The organism is uncultured Martelella sp., from assembly GCF_963677965.2.
Lineage (GTDB): Bacteria > Pseudomonadota > Alphaproteobacteria > Rhizobiales > Rhizobiaceae > Martelella > Martelella mangrovi.
In genome coordinates this window covers 372283-388725 of the sequence record NZ_CAXXFM010000003.1, presented here as the reverse complement: position 1 = coordinate 388725, position 16443 = coordinate 372283, and the positions used below count along the sequence as shown (strand labels likewise).

The window sequence follows — 16443 nt, the reverse complement described above, 5'->3', positions numbered from 1 at the left end:
GGCGTCGCGGTGATCTAGATATCCAGATTCTCCGCGAAAGCTGCGTTTTCCTGAATGAAGCGGAAACGGGCGTCGGCTTTGGTGCCCATCAGGTCGTCGACGGCCACCTTCGTGCCTTCGAAATCGACCGCGTCGATATCGACCCTCAGCAGCATGCGCTTTTTCGGATCCATCGTGGTTTCCTTCAGCTGCGCCGGCAGCATTTCGCCAAGACCCTTGAAGCGGCTGATCTCGACCTTGCCCCGTCCGGTGAAGATCGTCTCCATCAGCTCGGCCCGGTGGGCGTCGTCGCGGGCATAGGCCGTCTTGCCGCCCTGGGTGATCTTGTAGAGCGGCGGCACGGCGAGGAAAAGATGTCCCTGGCGGATCAGCTCCGGCATCTCCTTGTAGAAGAAGGTGATCAGCAGCGAGGCGATATGGGCGCCGTCGACGTCGGCATCGGTCATGATGATGATGCGTTCGTAGCGCAGGTCTTCCTCACGGTATTTCGTCCGCGTGCCGCAGCCGAGCGCCTGGATCATGTCGGCAAGCAGTTGGTTGGAGGTGAACTTGTCACGGCCCGCGCTTGCCACGTTGAGGATCTTGCCGCGCAGCGGAAGGATCGCCTGATTGGTACGGTTGCGCGCCTGCTTGGCCGAGCCGCCGGCCGAGTCGCCCTCCACCAGAAACAGTTCTGCTCCGCCAGCCGTGTTCTGCGAGCAGTCGGCAAGCTTGCCGGGCAGGCGCAGTTTCTTGACGGCGGATTTGCGGTTGACCTCGCGCTCCTTGCGCCGGCGCAGCCGTTCCTCGGAGCGTTCGACCACCCAGTCGAGCAGTTTTTCCGCTTCCATCGGATTGGCGGAAAGATAGAGATCGAAGGGGTCGCGCAGCGCGTTTTCAACGATGCGCTGGGCCTCGACGGTGGCCAGCCGGTCCTTGGTCTGGCCGACGAATTCCGGCTCGCGGATGAACACCGACAGCATGCCGATGGCCGAGATCATCACGTCGTCGGTGGTGATCTGGGCGCCGCGCTTGTTGCCGATCATCTCGGCATAATTCTTCAGGCCGCGCATCAGCGCCTGGCGCAGTCCGGCTTCATGCGTGCCGCCTTCAGGGGTCGGCACGGTGTTGCAGTAGGAGTGGACGTTCGGGTCGCCGCCATACCAGGACACCGCCCATTCCACCGCGCCATGACCGCCGGTCTTTTCCGTCTTGCCGGCAAAGATTTCGCGGGTGACGGTGAAATCCTTGCCGATGGTTGCCGCCAGATAGTCCTTCAGCCCGCCGGGGAAGTGGAACACCGCCTTGTCCGGTACATCCTCATTGCCCTCGACCAGCGCGGGATCGCAGGACCAGCGGATTTCAACGCCGCCGAACAGATAGGCCTTGGAGCGGGCCATGCGCATGACGCGGGCCGGATCGAATTTTGCACGGGGGCCGAAGATGTCCGCGTCGGGATGGAAGCGCACACGGGTGCCGCGCCGGTTCTGGATCGGGCCGAGATCCTGCAGTTCGCCCTGCGGCACGCCGCGCGAAAAGGTCAGCCGGTAAAGACGGCGCTCGCGGGCAACCTCGACCTCCATCAGATCGGAAAGCGCATTGACCACGGAGACGCCGACGCCATGCAGGCCGCCGGAGGTCTCGTAGGCCTTGCCGTCGAACTTGCCGCCGGCATGCAGCTTGGTCATGATCACTTCAAGGGTCGATTTGCCCGGCACCTGCGGATGGTTTTCCACCGGAATGCCGCGGCCGTTATCGGTCACCGTCAGCCTGCCTTCGGCATCGAGATGCACCTCGATGAAATCCGCATGGCCGGCCACGGCCTCGTCCATCGAGTTGTCGATGACTTCGGCAAACAGGTGATGCAGTGCCTTTTCGTCGGTCCCGCCGATATACATGCCGGGACGCATGCGCACCGGCTCGAGACCTTCCAGCACGCGGATCGATGACGCACCGTAGTCACCGTCCGCCGACGGCGCGGCGGCTGCCGCACTGGGCGCGGCCGCCTTGCGGGCCGCGCGGCGCGGCGCGGTGTCGTCGGCTGCCTTTTTGCTATTGCCTGAAAGGTCGGCGAAGAGGTCTTTGCTGTTATCCATAAGGTCCGGCAGAGTGTTCGGGTTGAATGGTTACGCGCCTTATAGGCGAATCAGTGCTCTATTTTCGCAAAGAATGGGCCATTAGGCGATGCTGTGCCAAATTGTCGCATTCTGCCTGTGGATGAGTTTCATTTGCGTGAAGAACCGGCCGTCAAAAAGGGACTGGCGGGGCAGGCAGGATTCGATCTAATACGGTTTCAAACCGATGAGTTGGTGATTATTCGCGGAATTTCCACCAGCCGTGTTCCGGCCGTTTGTTCTGGAACAAGTTGGAAACTTCCGGGCCGGCGCATGAGGAGAGCCGGCATGACGGCATTTGCGCCACGGCCCCGAATGGGAAAGAAAGGGTGCAGGTGTTCGCTCGGCCGTGCCTGATATTGAGATTAAGGGAGAAAAGAACAGATGACATCCGACATCCGACCGCTGGTCGCCGGGAACTGGAAGATGAATGGGACCCGGGCCTCGCTCGATCAGATCCGGGCCATTGCCCATGGTGTCAGCGGCCCGTTGTCGAAGAAGCTGGATGCCCTGATCTGCCCGCCTTCGACACTGCTCTACGTGGCCACCACGCTGACGGTTGATACCAAGCTGATGATCGGCGCGCAGGACTGCCACCAGAAGGCGCGCACCGGCGCGCATACGGGCGATATTTCCGCCCAGATGATCCGGGACTGCTTTGCCACCCACGTCATTGTCGGCCATTCCGAGCGGCGCAAGGAGCACAAGGAAAATAACAAGGTCGTTTCCACCAAGGCGCGCGCGGCCTATGACCAGGGACTGACGGCGATTGTCTGCATCGGCGAAACCCGTTCCGAGCATGCAAACGGACGCACCATGGAGGTGCTGCATCGCCAGCTTTTCGAAAGCATGCCGGATGATGCCACAGGTGACAACACCATCATTGCCTATGAGCCCATATGGGCGATTGGCACCGGGCAGACGCCGGGCGCCGATCAGGTTGCAGACGTGCATGCGGCGATGCGGCGGGACCTGGTCGAACGCTTCGGCGAGGCCGGTGAACGCTTCCGCCTGCTTTATGGCGGGTCGGTGAAGCCGGGCAATGCCAAGGAATTGATGAGTGTGCCGCATGTGAACGGCGCGCTGATCGGCGGCGCCAGCCTAAAGGCGGCCGATTTCCTTTCCATCTACCATGCCTTTGAGGATATCCTTTGAGGCATGGATTCGCGTCCTGCATTGTGAAAACGGTATAAGGCATTCAATTTAAACGTTTTTGTCTGCCTCTTGAGACCGTTTCAAAATTGCGGTTTCGGCCGTGCCACCTTGGCCGTGTCCGGCTGGCGCCGCTGTGAAATGCCGGGTCTGACGGGCGCAATCGCAGGTTTTGGGCCGACCGGCGCTTCGGCGAATGCCGGTGACGGTGAACCATAGAGGCCGCGGGATTGGCCGGCGGCTACAAAAAGGGGTTGGATTGACTGCGCGCCTCATGTAGAGAAGCGCCAGATATTCTTGGATTGCCCCGTTTGCGGCCTGCGAGCGGGGACGGATTGGACATTCATGCAGACGGTACTGATCGTAATTCACCTGATAATCGTCATTGCGCTTGCCGGTGTGATCCTCATTCAGAGGTCGGAAGGCGGCGGACTTGGCATCGGCGGCGGCTCCGGCTTTATGACGGCGCGCGGCACGGCCAATGCACTGACGCGCACGACCGCCATCCTTGCGACGCTGTTTTTCGTCACCTCGCTCGGTCTCGGCATTCTGGCGCGCTACCAGGGCAATCCGTCGGACATTCTTGACCGGATCGAGCAGAACGCTGAAAGCGACGGGCAGGGCATCCTGAACCAGCTTGGCGGTTCGATCTCCACGGAGACGGCACCCGCGACCAATGACGCCGGTGTTCCCACGGGCGCCGACAGCGCGGCTCCGGCGGCCGGAGACGACCAGTCCTCGGCGCCCGCCGTCAGCACGCCGGCAGAGGATTCGAACGCAACAGGCGTTCCCACCGGCGAGTGATCGCCGAAATTTGACCTGAACATATCCGGCGGGACGCAATAGCCCGCCGGATTTTCTTTGAGCCCACCGTCGGGCACGGCAGGAACCGTACCGGCGGCAGGGCATTGTTGTGACAATAGACCGGTCGTCGGAAGTTTTTGTTGAAAAGGCTCTGGCAGAATCGGCTGAGAAACGGTATCGGAATAAGCCCATGGCGCGTTATATTTTCATCACCGGCGGCGTGGTTTCCTCACTTGGAAAAGGTATCGCCGCAGCAGCACTGGGTGCTTTGTTGCAGTCACGGGGTTACCGGGTCCGTCTGCGCAAGCTTGATCCCTATCTCAATGTCGACCCCGGTACGATGAGCCCGACCCAGCATGGCGAGGTGTTCGTGACCGATGACGGCGCGGAGACCGACCTCGATCTTGGCCATTACGAGCGCTTTACCGGCCGCTCGGCGACCAAGACCGACAACATCACCACGGGCCGTATCTACAAGAACATTCTCGACAAGGAACGGCGCGGCGATTATCTCGGCGCCACCGTTCAGGTCATTCCGCACGTCACCAACGAGATCAAGGAATTCGTTCTCGAGGGCAATGACGATTTCGATTTCGTGCTCTGCGAGATCGGCGGCACGGTGGGTGATATCGAGGCGATGCCGTTCATGGAGGCGATCCGCCAACTCGGCAACGACCTGCCGCGCGGCAATGCCGTTTATGTTCACCTGACGCTGATGCCCTATATTCCGGCCGCCGGCGAGTTGAAGACCAAGCCGACCCAGCATTCGGTGAAGGAATTGCAGGCGCTCGGCATCCACCCGGATATCCTGCTGGTGCGCTCCGACCGCGAAATTCCCGAGGCCGAGCGCCGCAAGCTTTCCCTGTTCTGCAATGTGCGCTCGTCCGCCGTTATCCAGGCGCTGGATGTTTCCAACATCTACGACGTGCCGCTGGCCTATCATCGCGAAGGGCTTGATGACGAAGTGCTGCATGCCTTCGGTATCGATCCGGCGCCGGTGCCGCGCATGGATGCGTGGAAGAATGTCTGTGAACGCATCCGTACGCCGGAAGGCGAGGTGACCATTGCCGTTGTCGGTAAATATACCGGCCTGAAGGATGCCTATAAATCGCTGATCGAGGCGCTTCACCATGGCGGTGTCGCCAACCGGGTGAAGGTTAATCTCGAATGGATCGAATCCGAGATTTTCGAGAAGGAAGACCCGTCGCCCTATCTTGAAAAGGTCCACGGCATTCTGGTCCCCGGCGGCTTCGGCGAGCGCGGCTCGGAAGGCAAGATCCGCGCAGCCCGCTTTGCCCGCACTCACAAGGTGCCGTATTTCGGCATCTGCTTCGGCATGCAGATGGCCGTGATCGAGGCTGCCCGTGATCTCGCCGGTATCAAGGATGCGTCCTCGACCGAGTTTGACCGCAATGCCAGCGAGCCGGTTGTCGGCCTGATGACCGAGTGGGTAAAGGGCAACACGCTCGAAAAGCGCAGCGACCGGGACAATCTCGGCGGCACGATGCGTCTGGGCGCCTACAAGGCGCATCTGGGCGCAGAAACCAGGATTGCGGAGATCTATGGCACCACCGAGATTTCCGAGCGTCACCGCCATCGCTACGAGGTCAATGCCGGCTATCGTGAAAAGCTGGAAGCCTGCGGCCTGGTGTTTTCGGGAACGTCACCTGACGGTATTCTGCCAGAGACGATCGAATATGCGGATCATCCGTGGTTCATCGGCGTGCAGTATCACCCGGAACTGAAGAGCCGGCCGCTTGCCCCGCATCCGCTGTTTTCAAGCTTTATTGCCGCTGCCCTGGAACAGAGCCGGCTCGTCTGAGCCGCCGCTGTCCATCAGGCGGAGGCCTCGACAGTTTTCCGGCGCAGAAGCGTTTCCATCGCCTGCGCCGGCAATGGCCGGGCCAGCCAGTATCCCTGCAGCACGTCACATCCCAGATCCGTGAGGATACGCGCGTGTTGTCTGGTCTCCACGCCTTCGGCTATGATCTTGATATTCAGGGTTTTTCCGATTTCGATAATGGATTTGACGATCGCGCGCTGCTCATGTGAATGGGGCAGCGGCGCCACCAGTTCCCGTGCGATCTTCAGTCCATTGGGGGCCACCTTCAAAAGCCCGATGATCGACGTGTAGCCGGTGCCGAAATCATCGACATCGATATTGATGCCCAGTCTGCGGATCTGTCGCAGATTGTAGGCGCTGACGTCATCTTGCTCATCAAGGAAAATCGACTCGAGCAGTTCGAAGGTGAGTGTTCCTGCGGACAGGTCCATCTTCTGCAGCGAGGTGATAAGGGCTGGATCGCTCAGCCGGTGCGGCGACAGGTTGAGCGACAGGCGCGGCGGGTTCAGTCCGATCTCACGCCAGCGACTGTGGTCCTCGAGTGCCTGGGACAGAATGCTGGCGTCGATCATGTTCATCAGGTTGAGCGACTGGGCCAGCGGAATGAAACTCGCCGGCTCGCCGAAACTGCCGTCGGCATGGCGCCAGCGCGCCAGGGTCTCGATGCCGTGCAGCTCAAGTGTGCCGGCCTCGTATTGCGGCTGATAGAACGGGACGAAATCATCCTGATCAATTGCCTGCATCAACCGGTCGGAGGGCATTCGGTCGGTGGTATGCGTTGCCCTTATATCCGGCGAATACAACACAATCTGCCCCTGGCCTTTCGCTTTGGCGGATTTCAGAGCGAGATCGCTTTCTCTTAGAAGCGATGCGGCGTCGCTTTCCCCCTCTTTTTCCTGGGTGGCAAGGCCGATGCTGGCACTGATGCGAAAACGAACATCGTCGAAGGAAAGCGGTTTTGCCAGCTCAAGCTGAAGCCGTCTGGCCATTTGCTCGAGCTTGCCGGTCTCGTCTTCATAGCTGACGATCATGGCGAATTCGTCGCCGCCCACGCGGCTGACGAAATCATTATGTTTGGACATATCCACAAGAACTCTGGCCGTGTGGCGCAAAACCCGGTCGCCGGCGGCATGGCCATAGGTGCTGTTGACGGCCTTGAAGTCATCCACGTCAAACTGCATCAGGGCAACCTTTGTGCCCGTTTTGGCCGCCACACCGACCCTGCGCTCCAGCTCATCCTCCAGAAAACGCCGGTTGGGCAGTGAGGTGAGATAATCGTGCAGGGCCGCATGTTCGATATCGGACTTGGCACGATCAAGCTCGAAATTGCGGGCTTCCGCCAGTTGCTTTGCCGTCACAAGGTCCTGACGCAGCCGCACTTCCTCCGTGACATCCCAGTTTATTCCGATGACCTTCTCATCGTCCGTTCCGCTGTTGTAAAGGCGTATCAGATGGCGAACATGTCGCAATGCGCCGTCATTTTCACGGTAGACCCTGAATTCGGCCGTCATCGGCTCGCGATTGACGATCAGATTTTCCGAAATCGTCATTATGCGCTTGAGGTCATCCGGGTGAATGAGATCGAGCGCCCGCTGCAGATCAAAGCTTTCGGGCCGGTCGTCGAAACCGTAGATTTCCGAAATGCGAGGATCGGCGTAGACAATGCTGCTGTTGCGAACATGCTCGAAAATGCCGATCTGCGAGGTCGCCAGAGCCATTTCCAGGCGCTGGCGCGTATGGGCGAGCAGGGCTTCGGCGTTCTTGCGCTCAGTGATGTCCTGATCGGTTCCGATAATGCGCGCCGGTTTTTTGTCCGGGAAATATTCGACAGCGTCGCCACGGCATTCGATCCAGATCCAGTGCCCGTCGGCGTGGCGTTCCCGGTATTCGAAATTCATGTAATCGGGGTCGCCGACCTTCTGGCGCTCGATTGCGTGGGCAACATGATCCCTGTCTTCGGGGTGGACGAACTGAAGCCATTCCTGCGTACGGGAAAAGGGAACGGGGCTGGCGGGATCGTAGCCGCGCAGCGTGCGCCATGTCTGGGAGTAGAAGAATTCCTGAGTGCGATAATTGTGATCCCATACCCCGAGACCGGAACTGACGAGCGCGTAGTCCCAGCGCTGGGCCCGCTCGCTTTCGAGCAGTTCGTGGCGCTTCTGGGCGTCGATGTCGGTGAAGTAGACAAGAGCGCGTCCGGCCTCTCCTTCGCCGCTTTCCGGCAAAATGGTGGCCGATGCGAGCATCCACCGCCATGGTCCGTCCGGATGGGGGGCGAGGCGCAGTTCAAGTCTTGCCTGTTTGTCGGAAAGGCCGGAGGCCGGTCCAACGAGGTCTTTCATCCGTTGGTGATCGTCTTCATGAAGACAGTTCAGAATGCTCTGGCCTTCAAGGACGACCTGTAGCGCCAGAGCCTTGAAATTCCGGTTGGCGGCCAGAACCTTCAGGCCGGCAAGGTCCAGCACCGCGATGGCCAGAGGCGAGTTTTCCACCACTGCGAAAGCCAGTTCGGCATCGCTCAACAATAAGGAACTTGTTTCATCCCTCGCCAAACGCTCATCCCTTTACTGGAGAACGAACAGACAGCACGGCTTGTTTCCGCCGTTTTGAATGTTTCAGGTCGTTACAGCCCGGTTCGCTCTCCGTCATACAAACACTCCCACGGAGTGCCCGCACACAAACACCCGCGTATCGCCAGTGTGATCGTTGAAAGGAGAATGTCAATTACATCCATTAGCCATGGATAATATTGCCTCGGCCAGGGGAGACGCGTCGGCGCATGTTTTTTGCGGGATATGGCGGCCGGAGCCGGGCAAGCGCGTTCAGCGCAAACCGGCCACGAAACGCCCGAACATCAGTGTGCCTTCCGGCCAGGGGCCGAAACCTGCCTTGTCGTTGATATGGCCGGATTCGCCGATATCGTAAAACGCAGAACCCCAGGCGCCGGCAATGTCACGGGCCGGCTCGAAACGGCCGAACGGGTCGTTACGGCTGGCAATCACGATTGAAGGGAAGGGCAGCGGGTCACGCGGGTAGGGCCCGAAGGTCATCATGTGTTTCGGCCTGACCTTTGGATTGTCGACCTCGGGCGGGGCGACGAAAAAGGCACCGGCAACGCGCTTTTCAAAATGCGGGATCGCCAGAACCGATGTCGGAATGCCAAGCGAGTGCGCGACCAGAACGACGGGGCGTTCGGCGCGGTTCACCTCCTCGGCAAGCCGCGCGATCCAGTCCTCGCACTCCGGCTTCGACCAGGCCTCCTGTTCCACGCGCCGTGCGGTGGAGAGCTTGCGCTCCCAGCGGCTTTGCCAGTGGTCTGGCCCGGCATTCTTGTAGCCGGGAACAATCAGGATGTCGGTTTCGGAGATTTTCATGGCAATTCACATGACGCTTGTGGTGGCTGCGCCCGGAAAATCCGGACGCGGCTGATTGGTTGGCTGATCTTTGTGGCGGTTCAGCTTTCGCCGAAGACCCGCTTGAAGATCGTATCGGCATGTTTGGTATGATAGCCGAGGTCGAATTTTTCACGGATCTGGTCTTCGGAAAGGGCCGCCGTCACTTCATCGTCGGCCAGCAGTTCCTCGAGAAAGTCCTTGCCTTTTTCCCACACCTTCATGGCGTTGCGCTGGACGAGACGATAGGCGTCCTCGCGCGAAACGCCGGCCTGTGTCAGTGCCAGCAGCACGCGCTGGGAATGCACGAGACCGCGGAACTTGTTGAGGTTGTCCATCATGTGGTCGGGATAGACCAGCAGCTTGTCGACAACGCCCGTCAGCCGCGCCAGCGCGAAATCGAGCGTTACGGTGGCGTCGGGGCCGATCATGCGTTCGACGGAGGAGTGCGAGATATCACGTTCGTGCCAGAGGGCGACGTTTTCCATTGCCGGCAGGGCGTAGCCGCGCACCATGCGGGCCAGACCGGTGAGGTTTTCGGTGAGCACCGGATTGCGCTTGTGCGGCATGGCCGACGAGCCCTTCTGGCCGGGCGAGAAATATTCTTCCGCTTCCAGCACTTCGGTGCGCTGCAGGTGGCGGATTTCGATCGCGAGCCGTTCGACCGACGAGGCAATCACGCCGAGGGTCGCAAAGAACATGGCATGACGGTCGCGCGGAATGACCTGGGTGGAGACCGGTTCGGCCTTCAGCCCCATGGCGTCTGCCACATGCTCCTCGACGCGCGGGTCGATATTGGCAAAGGTGCCGACTGCACCCGAAATGGCGCAGGTGGCGATCTCCTCGCGCGCGGCCACGAGGCGGGCCCGGCAGCGATCAAACTCGGCATAGGCCTGGGCCAGCTTGATGCCGAAGGTCGTCGGCTCGGCGTGAATGCCGTGCGAGCGGCCGATGGTGATCGTGTCCTTGTGCTCGAAAGCGCGGCGCTTCAGCGCGGCAAGCAGGCCGTCGAGATCGGCCAGCAGCAGGTCGCTTGCCCGGGTCAGCTGAACATTGAAACAGGTGTCGAGCACGTCCGACGAGGTCATGCCCTGATGCACGAAACGGGCATCAGGTCCGACGATTTCCGCCAGATGGGTCAAAAACGCGATGACGTCGTGCTTGGTGACGGCTTCGATCTCGTCGATACGGGCCACGTCGAAGGTTGCCGCGTTGCCCTTTTCCCAGATGGTTTTTGCAGCACTTTCCGGGATCACGCCGATTTCCGCCAGCGCGTTGCAGGCGTGCGCCTCGATCTCGAACCAGATGCGGAACTTGGTTTCCGGTGACCAGATGTCTGTCATTTGCGGGCGGGAATAGCGCGGTATCATCGGGGCAGTGATCCTTGTTCAAGTCTTGCTGGCGGGGCCTTTTCCAAGGCCTGACACGCTCTAGAGCATTTTTTCCGCAAAGGAAACGGCGGGAAGGCGCAAAACCGGTTCAGGGGGCGAAGGGAACCGCAATCCAGCGGCCATTCGGCCCCTCGAAACCGTAATTGAGAACCGTGAGCAGGGCGATGTCGACCGCGTTGCCATCATTGTTGCGATAGGTCATCACGCCGCCCAGCCGGTAGCCGGTCGGGCAGTTGCGACTTGCCGGAATGCGGCTGTCTTCATGGATCGTGCGCGTTTCGCCGTCGGGATCGGTATAGGAAAGCCGGAACCCCTGGGCATCCGGCGTGATCGCCGCGCAGGCGGAAATCGGATCGAGCGCGAATGTTTCGAGCGTAAGCGTGCTGACGGGCGAAAGGTTCGGGTGGGCGCGATAGCGGATGGTCCGGTTATCGCCCTCGATCTCTTCCGTGACCGGATTGAAGGCGGCAAGCCAGCCGGGATGGTCCAGCAGGTTATAGTCCTGGATCAGCGGCAGCGCCTCGCCGACAGCGATGCCGCGCACGGCGCTGATGGTTGCAGTCTCATCCTCCTCGCGCACCCTGAAAGGCGTTTCGTCCAGAAACGTGTCGCGTTCGGTGTCGATGAAGAAGATGTTGGAATAGGGAAAGCCGGAGCCGTCTTCCACGCCGAATTCCTCAAAGGCGAAAACCCGGCCGTCATCGGAAAAACCGAGCGGCGTGAAGGTGGAGAAATCGCCGGCGGCGGCAATCGAGGCTGAAAGCGACAACGCCGCCGCCAATCCGGTGAATGACAAGAACTGCGACATGCTTTCCTCCTGTTTTATTCCTCGGCGGCGCGCAGGGCCTCCATCGGCGCACGGTAGCTGCCCTGTTCGGCCTTGCCGAAAATCGCCGAGCCGGCGACGAGCGCATTGGCGCCCGCTTTGGTCACGGCGCCGACGGTATCCGGCGCGATGCCGCCATCGACTTCCAGATCGATCGGCCGGTCGCCGATCAGGGCATTGGCCTGCTCGATCTTGCGCAGCGTGGCGGGGATGAATTTCTGTCCGCCAAAGCCCGGATTGACCGTCATGATCAGGATCAGGTCGAGATCGTCGATCACATGTTCGATCATCGAGACCGGCGTTGCCGGGTTCAGGGCAACGCCCGCCTTCTTGCCGAGATTGCGGATCGTCTGCAGCGAGCGATGCAGGTGCGGGCCGGCTTCCTCGTGGACGGTGATGATATCGCAGCCGGCCTTGGCAAAGGCTTCCAGATAGGGATCGGCGGGGGTGATCATCAGGTGGCAGTCGAACACCGCGTCGGTATGGCGGCGCAGGGCTTTGACGACCGGCGGCCCGAAGGTGATGTTCGGCACGAAATGCCCGTCCATGATGTCGAGATGGACCCAGTCAGCGCCGTCATCGACAACTTTTCTGACGTCTTCGCCGAGATTGGAAAAATCGGCGGACAGGATCGACGGCGCAATACGCAGGGGACGTTTCACTTCTCTATTCCTCATGCTGGCCATTCAGGCCCATTTTTGATGTGTTTGCTTCTCCGGCGCCTCACTGTCGACCGGAGTCGAAGACAGGGACAAACTGATCGTCCTGCCAGCGCAGGAGAAGGAACGGGTTTTCGGCAAGCTCGTGTTGCCCGGTGAAGGTGACGGGACCGGTCGCCGTGCTGAACGTGTTGTTCAAAAGCGCGTCTTCAAGTCCGCCGTCGTCGCTGTTTGCCGCTGCAAGCGCCTGGCTGGCCACCTGAACGGCCGCAGCGCCGGGAACGACATATCCTTCCGGCACAATGCCGTCGGCAATGGCCTGTTCGGCAATATCGGCTGCAGGGGGAAGCGCGCCATATTCGGGAAGGGCGATTGCCAGCACACCGTTTTCGAGCGGCACGGCGGTTTCGGCGGCGCGCAATCCGTCGTCGCCGAGAAGCGTCAGAGCTGCGCCCTGTTCGCGCGCGTCCCGGCCGATAATGGCAATATCGCCGCGGGTGCCGCCAACCAGAACATGGGTGGCGCCGGCCTGGGCAAGGCGGCGCACCAGCGAAAGCTGCTGTTGCTGGGCGGGGCGGAAGGTGTCGACGATGACCGGTTTCAGCCCGCGCGCTTCTATGGCGTTTCGCACGGCGCCGATCAGCTCGCGATAATAGATCGTGCCGTCATCGACCAGCGCCACCGGTTCGTCCACCCACTCGTCCATGATCAGGTTCACGATGGCGTCGATCTGGTCCTGCCGGTTCGGGGCCATGCGGTAAAACGGCCAGTCATTGTCGAGCGCATCGGTCATCAGCGGCAACGACCGGACGGAAACGCTCATGGCGGGAATGCCTGCGGCGGCAAGGCCGGGCAGGGCGCCGCGCAAGGTCTCGCTGCAGAAAAAGCCGATCGACATTGCCACACCGGCATCGGCCAGTGCGTCGGCAACGGCCGCACCACTGCCGTCCTCGCAGCTCTCGTCGACCGGAACCAGCACTTCACCGGTGTTTCGCGCTGCAAGCTGAGCTCCATTAAGCATCTGCTGTCCGAGCACGGCATAGTCACCACTCAGCGGCGCGACGACGCCGATGGCGGTCTCCTGCTGCGCCAGAACGGGCATGGCGGCACTGAACGACATCGCGGTAAGGGCAAGGAGGGCCTTGGATGATGGCATGATAACGGGTCTTGTTCTCACTCTTGCGCGTTAACCAAGTCATACCCCTTGCCAGAAGCCGGGGCAACGCCGTAAGTACCCGGAGAAGGAAAAGAGGGGTTCCTTTTTGTCTGTTTCACCATCTCAGCGGTATTGCGATCACCATGCATGAAGACCAGCAGTTTCCCCGGACCTATCGTGATGCGATGGCGCGTTATGCCGGTCATGTCCAGATCATCACGACGGCGCATGGCGGCGCCATGCGCGGGGTGACCGCCACCGCCTGCTGCTCGGTTTCCGATGCCCCGCCCACCGTTCTTGCCTGTGTGAACCGGCTGAAACAGCAAAATGCCATTTTTCTCGAAAGCGGCAATTTCGCTCTCAATACGCTCGGCGCCCGGCACAAGGCGCTTGCCGATGCGTTTTCGGGTCTTGGCAACCTGACGACGGATGAGCGCTTCGCCATGGGCGAATGGCATTTTGAAGGCAGTGGAGCGCCGGTGCTGCAAAATGCGCTTGCCAGCTTCGACTGCCGCCTGATCGAGGCGAAGGAAATGTCGACCCACTGGATCCTGCTCGGCGAGGTTGTCGGTGTCGGCCTCGGTACTCAGGATGAGGCGCTGATGTATTATCAGCGCAATTACAGAGAGTTATAGTTGCCTTGAAATTGCCCAGAAATCAGGGTTGACTAAAAAAGCAGCTTCAATTAAGAATATTCTTATATTGAAAGATTATTGAGAGCATATTCTACATCAATTTTGGATGAAGGTGACTTCATTCTAGTCTTATTCAATTGATATCAAACGAGCTGATTATCTACACAATTAGAGCCGCGCTTCGTTCCCAGGAAGTGCGGCTCTTTCTCGTCTCGGTTGCTTTTGGCGCGCCTGATTTTCAGCGGCCAAAAGCATCTGGCTTCCAGCTGAAATCAGTTTTTGGCGCCGATCAGCATGAAGGCGGGGATGTCGTCGCCGAAGCCCACCGGCGTCGGTTCGTCATCACGATCGCGGCGGCGTGAGCGCCTGCGGTCGTCATTGGCAGGCTTGCTGCCATTCGCAGTATTTTTCGGCCGGGGAGCGCGATTGTCCTGCTGGGGAGCTGCTTTCGGCTCGTCCTTGCCGGTTGCGGCAGACGGAGCCTGTTGCTTCTTGCCGCTGCGGCGTGCACGCGGTTCCGGCTTTTCGCTGCTGTCTTCCGCTCCAAGGGAGGAGGGCGTGCCATCAAGCCACTCGATCTTGCGGTCAATCAGCTTTTCGATTGCGTCCACGAATTTGGTATCCTTGGATGTGGCAATGGTGAAGGCCTTGCCCTTGCGTCCTGCGCGGCCCGTACGGCCGATGCGGTGTACATAATCCTCGGCATGGATCGGCACATCATAGTTGAAGACGTGGCTGACGTCCGGGATGTCGAGACCGCGCGCGGCGACGTCGGAGGCCACCAGCAGCGGCAGCTTGCCGTCGCGGAAGTTCTGCAGGATCGTGGTGCGCGAATGCTGGTCCATGTCGCCGTGCAGCGCGCCGCAGGCATATTCATGGCGCTGCAGCGAACGCAGAAGGTCGGCGACCGATTTCTTCCTGTTGCAGAAGATGATCGCGTTCTTCAGGTCGTCCTGCTGGTTGATGATCGAGCGCAGCGTTTCGCGCTTCTCGTAGTCCTTGCCCTTGGAAGCAACCAGCTTCTGCTCGACCGTTGCAGCAGTGGAAGACGGCGGCGCGACTTCGACGCGGACCGGGTTCTGCAGGAATCTGTCGGCCAGCTTCTGGATTTCCGGCGGCATGGTGGCCGAGAAGAAAAGTGTCTGGCGTGTAAACGGAATAATCTTGGCGATCCGTTCGATGTCAGGGATGAAGCCCATGTCGAGCATGCGGTCGGCTTCGTCGATGACGAGGATTTCGACGCCCGTCATCAGCAGCTTGCCGCGCTCGGTGTGGTCAAGCAGCCGTCCGGGCGTTGCAATCAGCACATCGGCGCCGCGCTCGATCTTGCGGTCCTGCTCGTCGAAGGAAACGCCGCCGATCAGCAGCGCAACGTTCAGCTTGTGGTTCTTGCCGTATTTGTCGAAGTTTTCGGCCACCTGGGCCGCAAGCTCACGGGTCGGCTCGAGAATCAGCGTGCGGGGCATGCGTGCTCGTGCCCGCCCGCGCTCAAGAAGCGTGAGCATAGGCAGCACGAAAGAGGCGGTTTTGCCCGTGCCGGTCTGGGCGATGCCGCAGACATCGCGGCGCGTCAGCGCGTGCGGTATCGCGCCTTCCTGAATGGGAGTCGGCTCGCTATAACCGGCTTCGGTCACAGCAGAAAGTACTTTGGGACTGAGCCCAAGATCTGAGAATGAGGTCAAAGGGAAACGTGTTCCGTGTTGTCGTTGACAAATAGACGGATCCTTGGCCGCCTTCGCTTTTACGAGGGCGGGATAGTATCAAACGGAGCGTGAGTCAAGAAAACCCGGAAGTATCGGGGCTTCCGGGCCTTTTTTTGTAGTGTTTTGTTGCCGGCGGCGGCGTTTGTCAGGCTTCGTCCCTGAGTGCGGCCAGAACCGCTTCGGCATGTCCGTCCACCTTGACCTTGCGCCAGACCCTGCGGACGGTCCCGTCGGGTGAAAGCAGAAAGGTCGAGCGCTCGATGCCCATGAACTTGCGGCCATACATGTTCTTTTCCTTCCACACGCCATAGGCCTGCGCCACGGCGTGATCTTCGTCGGAGCCGAGAAGCACGGTCAGGTCGTGCTTTTTTTCGAAGCGGGCGTGGCTTTCAAGCGTATCGGGCGAAACGCCGATAACGATGGCGCCGGCACTGGCGAATTCATCGGCAAGGGCCGAAAATGCGATGGCCTCGACCGTGCAGCCCTTGGTGTTGTCCTTGGGGTAGAAATAAAGCACCAGCGATTTGCCTTTGACATCGGCAAGCGAGACAGTGCGCCCGTCGGAAACCGGCATGGAAAAATCCGGGGCCTTTTCACCCTCTTTCACGTCGTTCATCAACAGCACTCCTTGTTCATATCATGTTCAAGCCGAATTCTTTATGTATGGCACAACACAAAGAGCGTCAGCGTCGTTTGTCTGCTTGCCAGTGCCATGTTTCATCGCAATGATCGCAAACATGCCTGGAGGGATTCGCGCCGGACGTCCCTTTGATCTCTGAATTACCGTTT

At 60.2% G+C, this 16443-nt stretch carries 13 protein-coding genes; 4 read left to right on the top strand and 9 right to left on the bottom strand.

What is annotated here, in order from left to right:
- Positions 1–14 precede the first annotated feature (14 nt).
- Positions 15–2075 (bottom strand): DNA topoisomerase IV subunit B, encoded by a 2061-nt coding sequence (parE, locus tag ACHZCU_RS20990; RefSeq protein WP_319520408.1) that lies wholly within the window; start codon positions 2073–2075, stop codon positions 15–17.
- 402 nt (positions 2076–2477) lie between these two features.
- Here parE and tpiA point away from each other — a divergent pair, with 402 nt between their 5' ends.
- From tpiA to ACHZCU_RS20975, 3 genes are all read left to right on the top strand, one after another.
- Positions 2478–3248: a triose-phosphate isomerase gene (gene tpiA / locus ACHZCU_RS20985; protein WP_106304832.1), complete on the top strand. Its 771-nt coding sequence runs from the start codon at positions 2478–2480 to the stop codon at positions 3246–3248.
- 342 nt (positions 3249–3590) lie between these two features.
- Positions 3591–4049, top strand: coding sequence for a preprotein translocase subunit SecG (secG, locus tag ACHZCU_RS20980; protein WP_106304829.1), 459 nt, complete (start codon positions 3591–3593; stop codon positions 4047–4049).
- Positions 4050–4239: 190 nt separating this feature from the next.
- On the top strand, positions 4240–5871 hold the full coding sequence (locus ACHZCU_RS20975; RefSeq protein WP_319520407.1) for a CTP synthase: 1632 nt from the start codon (positions 4240–4242) through the stop codon (positions 5869–5871).
- A 14-nt stretch (positions 5872–5885) separates the two neighbouring features.
- Here the strand turns inward: ACHZCU_RS20975 and ACHZCU_RS20970 are convergent, their stop codons facing one another.
- From ACHZCU_RS20970 to ACHZCU_RS20945, 6 genes are all read right to left on the bottom strand, one after another.
- Positions 5886–8414 (bottom strand): EAL domain-containing protein, encoded by a 2529-nt coding sequence (locus tag ACHZCU_RS20970; protein WP_319520406.1) that lies wholly within the window; start codon positions 8412–8414, stop codon positions 5886–5888.
- Positions 8415–8714: 300 nt separating this feature from the next.
- The gene (locus ACHZCU_RS20965; RefSeq protein ID WP_319520405.1) at positions 8715–9266 is read right to left on the bottom strand and encodes an alpha/beta hydrolase; all 552 of its coding nucleotides are present in this window, start codon (positions 9264–9266) and stop codon (positions 8715–8717) included.
- A gap of 80 nt (positions 9267–9346) precedes the next feature.
- Positions 9347–10654 carry an adenylosuccinate lyase gene (gene purB / locus ACHZCU_RS20960; protein WP_319520404.1) on the bottom strand — a complete coding sequence of 436 codons (1308 nt, stop codon included), beginning with the start codon at positions 10652–10654 and terminating at the stop codon, positions 9347–9349.
- 109 nt (positions 10655–10763) lie between these two features.
- Positions 10764–11483 (bottom strand): DUF2259 domain-containing protein, encoded by a 720-nt coding sequence (locus tag ACHZCU_RS20955; protein ID WP_319520403.1) that lies wholly within the window; start codon positions 11481–11483, stop codon positions 10764–10766.
- Positions 11484–11497: 14 nt separating this feature from the next.
- Complete coding sequence (gene rpe / locus ACHZCU_RS20950) at positions 11498–12163, bottom strand: ribulose-phosphate 3-epimerase (RefSeq protein WP_319520402.1); 666 nt, start codon at positions 12161–12163, stop codon at positions 11498–11500.
- A 61-nt stretch (positions 12164–12224) separates the two neighbouring features.
- Positions 12225–13316 (bottom strand): branched-chain amino acid ABC transporter substrate-binding protein, encoded by a 1092-nt coding sequence (locus tag ACHZCU_RS20945; RefSeq protein ID WP_319520401.1) that lies wholly within the window; start codon positions 13314–13316, stop codon positions 12225–12227.
- Between the two features lie 143 nt (positions 13317–13459).
- On the opposite strand from ACHZCU_RS20945, the gene ACHZCU_RS20940 reads away from it, so the two are divergent.
- Positions 13460–13951: a flavin reductase gene (locus ACHZCU_RS20940; protein ID WP_106304806.1), complete on the top strand. Its 492-nt coding sequence runs from the start codon at positions 13460–13462 to the stop codon at positions 13949–13951.
- Positions 13952–14223: 272 nt separating this feature from the next.
- Here ACHZCU_RS20940 and ACHZCU_RS20935 read toward each other — a convergent pair whose 3' ends face one another.
- The gene (locus ACHZCU_RS20935) at positions 14224–15633 is read right to left on the bottom strand and encodes a DEAD/DEAH box helicase (protein WP_319520400.1); all 1410 of its coding nucleotides are present in this window, start codon (positions 15631–15633) and stop codon (positions 14224–14226) included.
- A gap of 166 nt (positions 15634–15799) precedes the next feature.
- On the bottom strand, positions 15800–16270 hold the full coding sequence (gene bcp, locus ACHZCU_RS20930; protein WP_319520399.1) for a thioredoxin-dependent thiol peroxidase: 471 nt from the start codon (positions 16268–16270) through the stop codon (positions 15800–15802).
- Between the last annotated feature and the right edge of the window lie 173 nt (positions 16271–16443).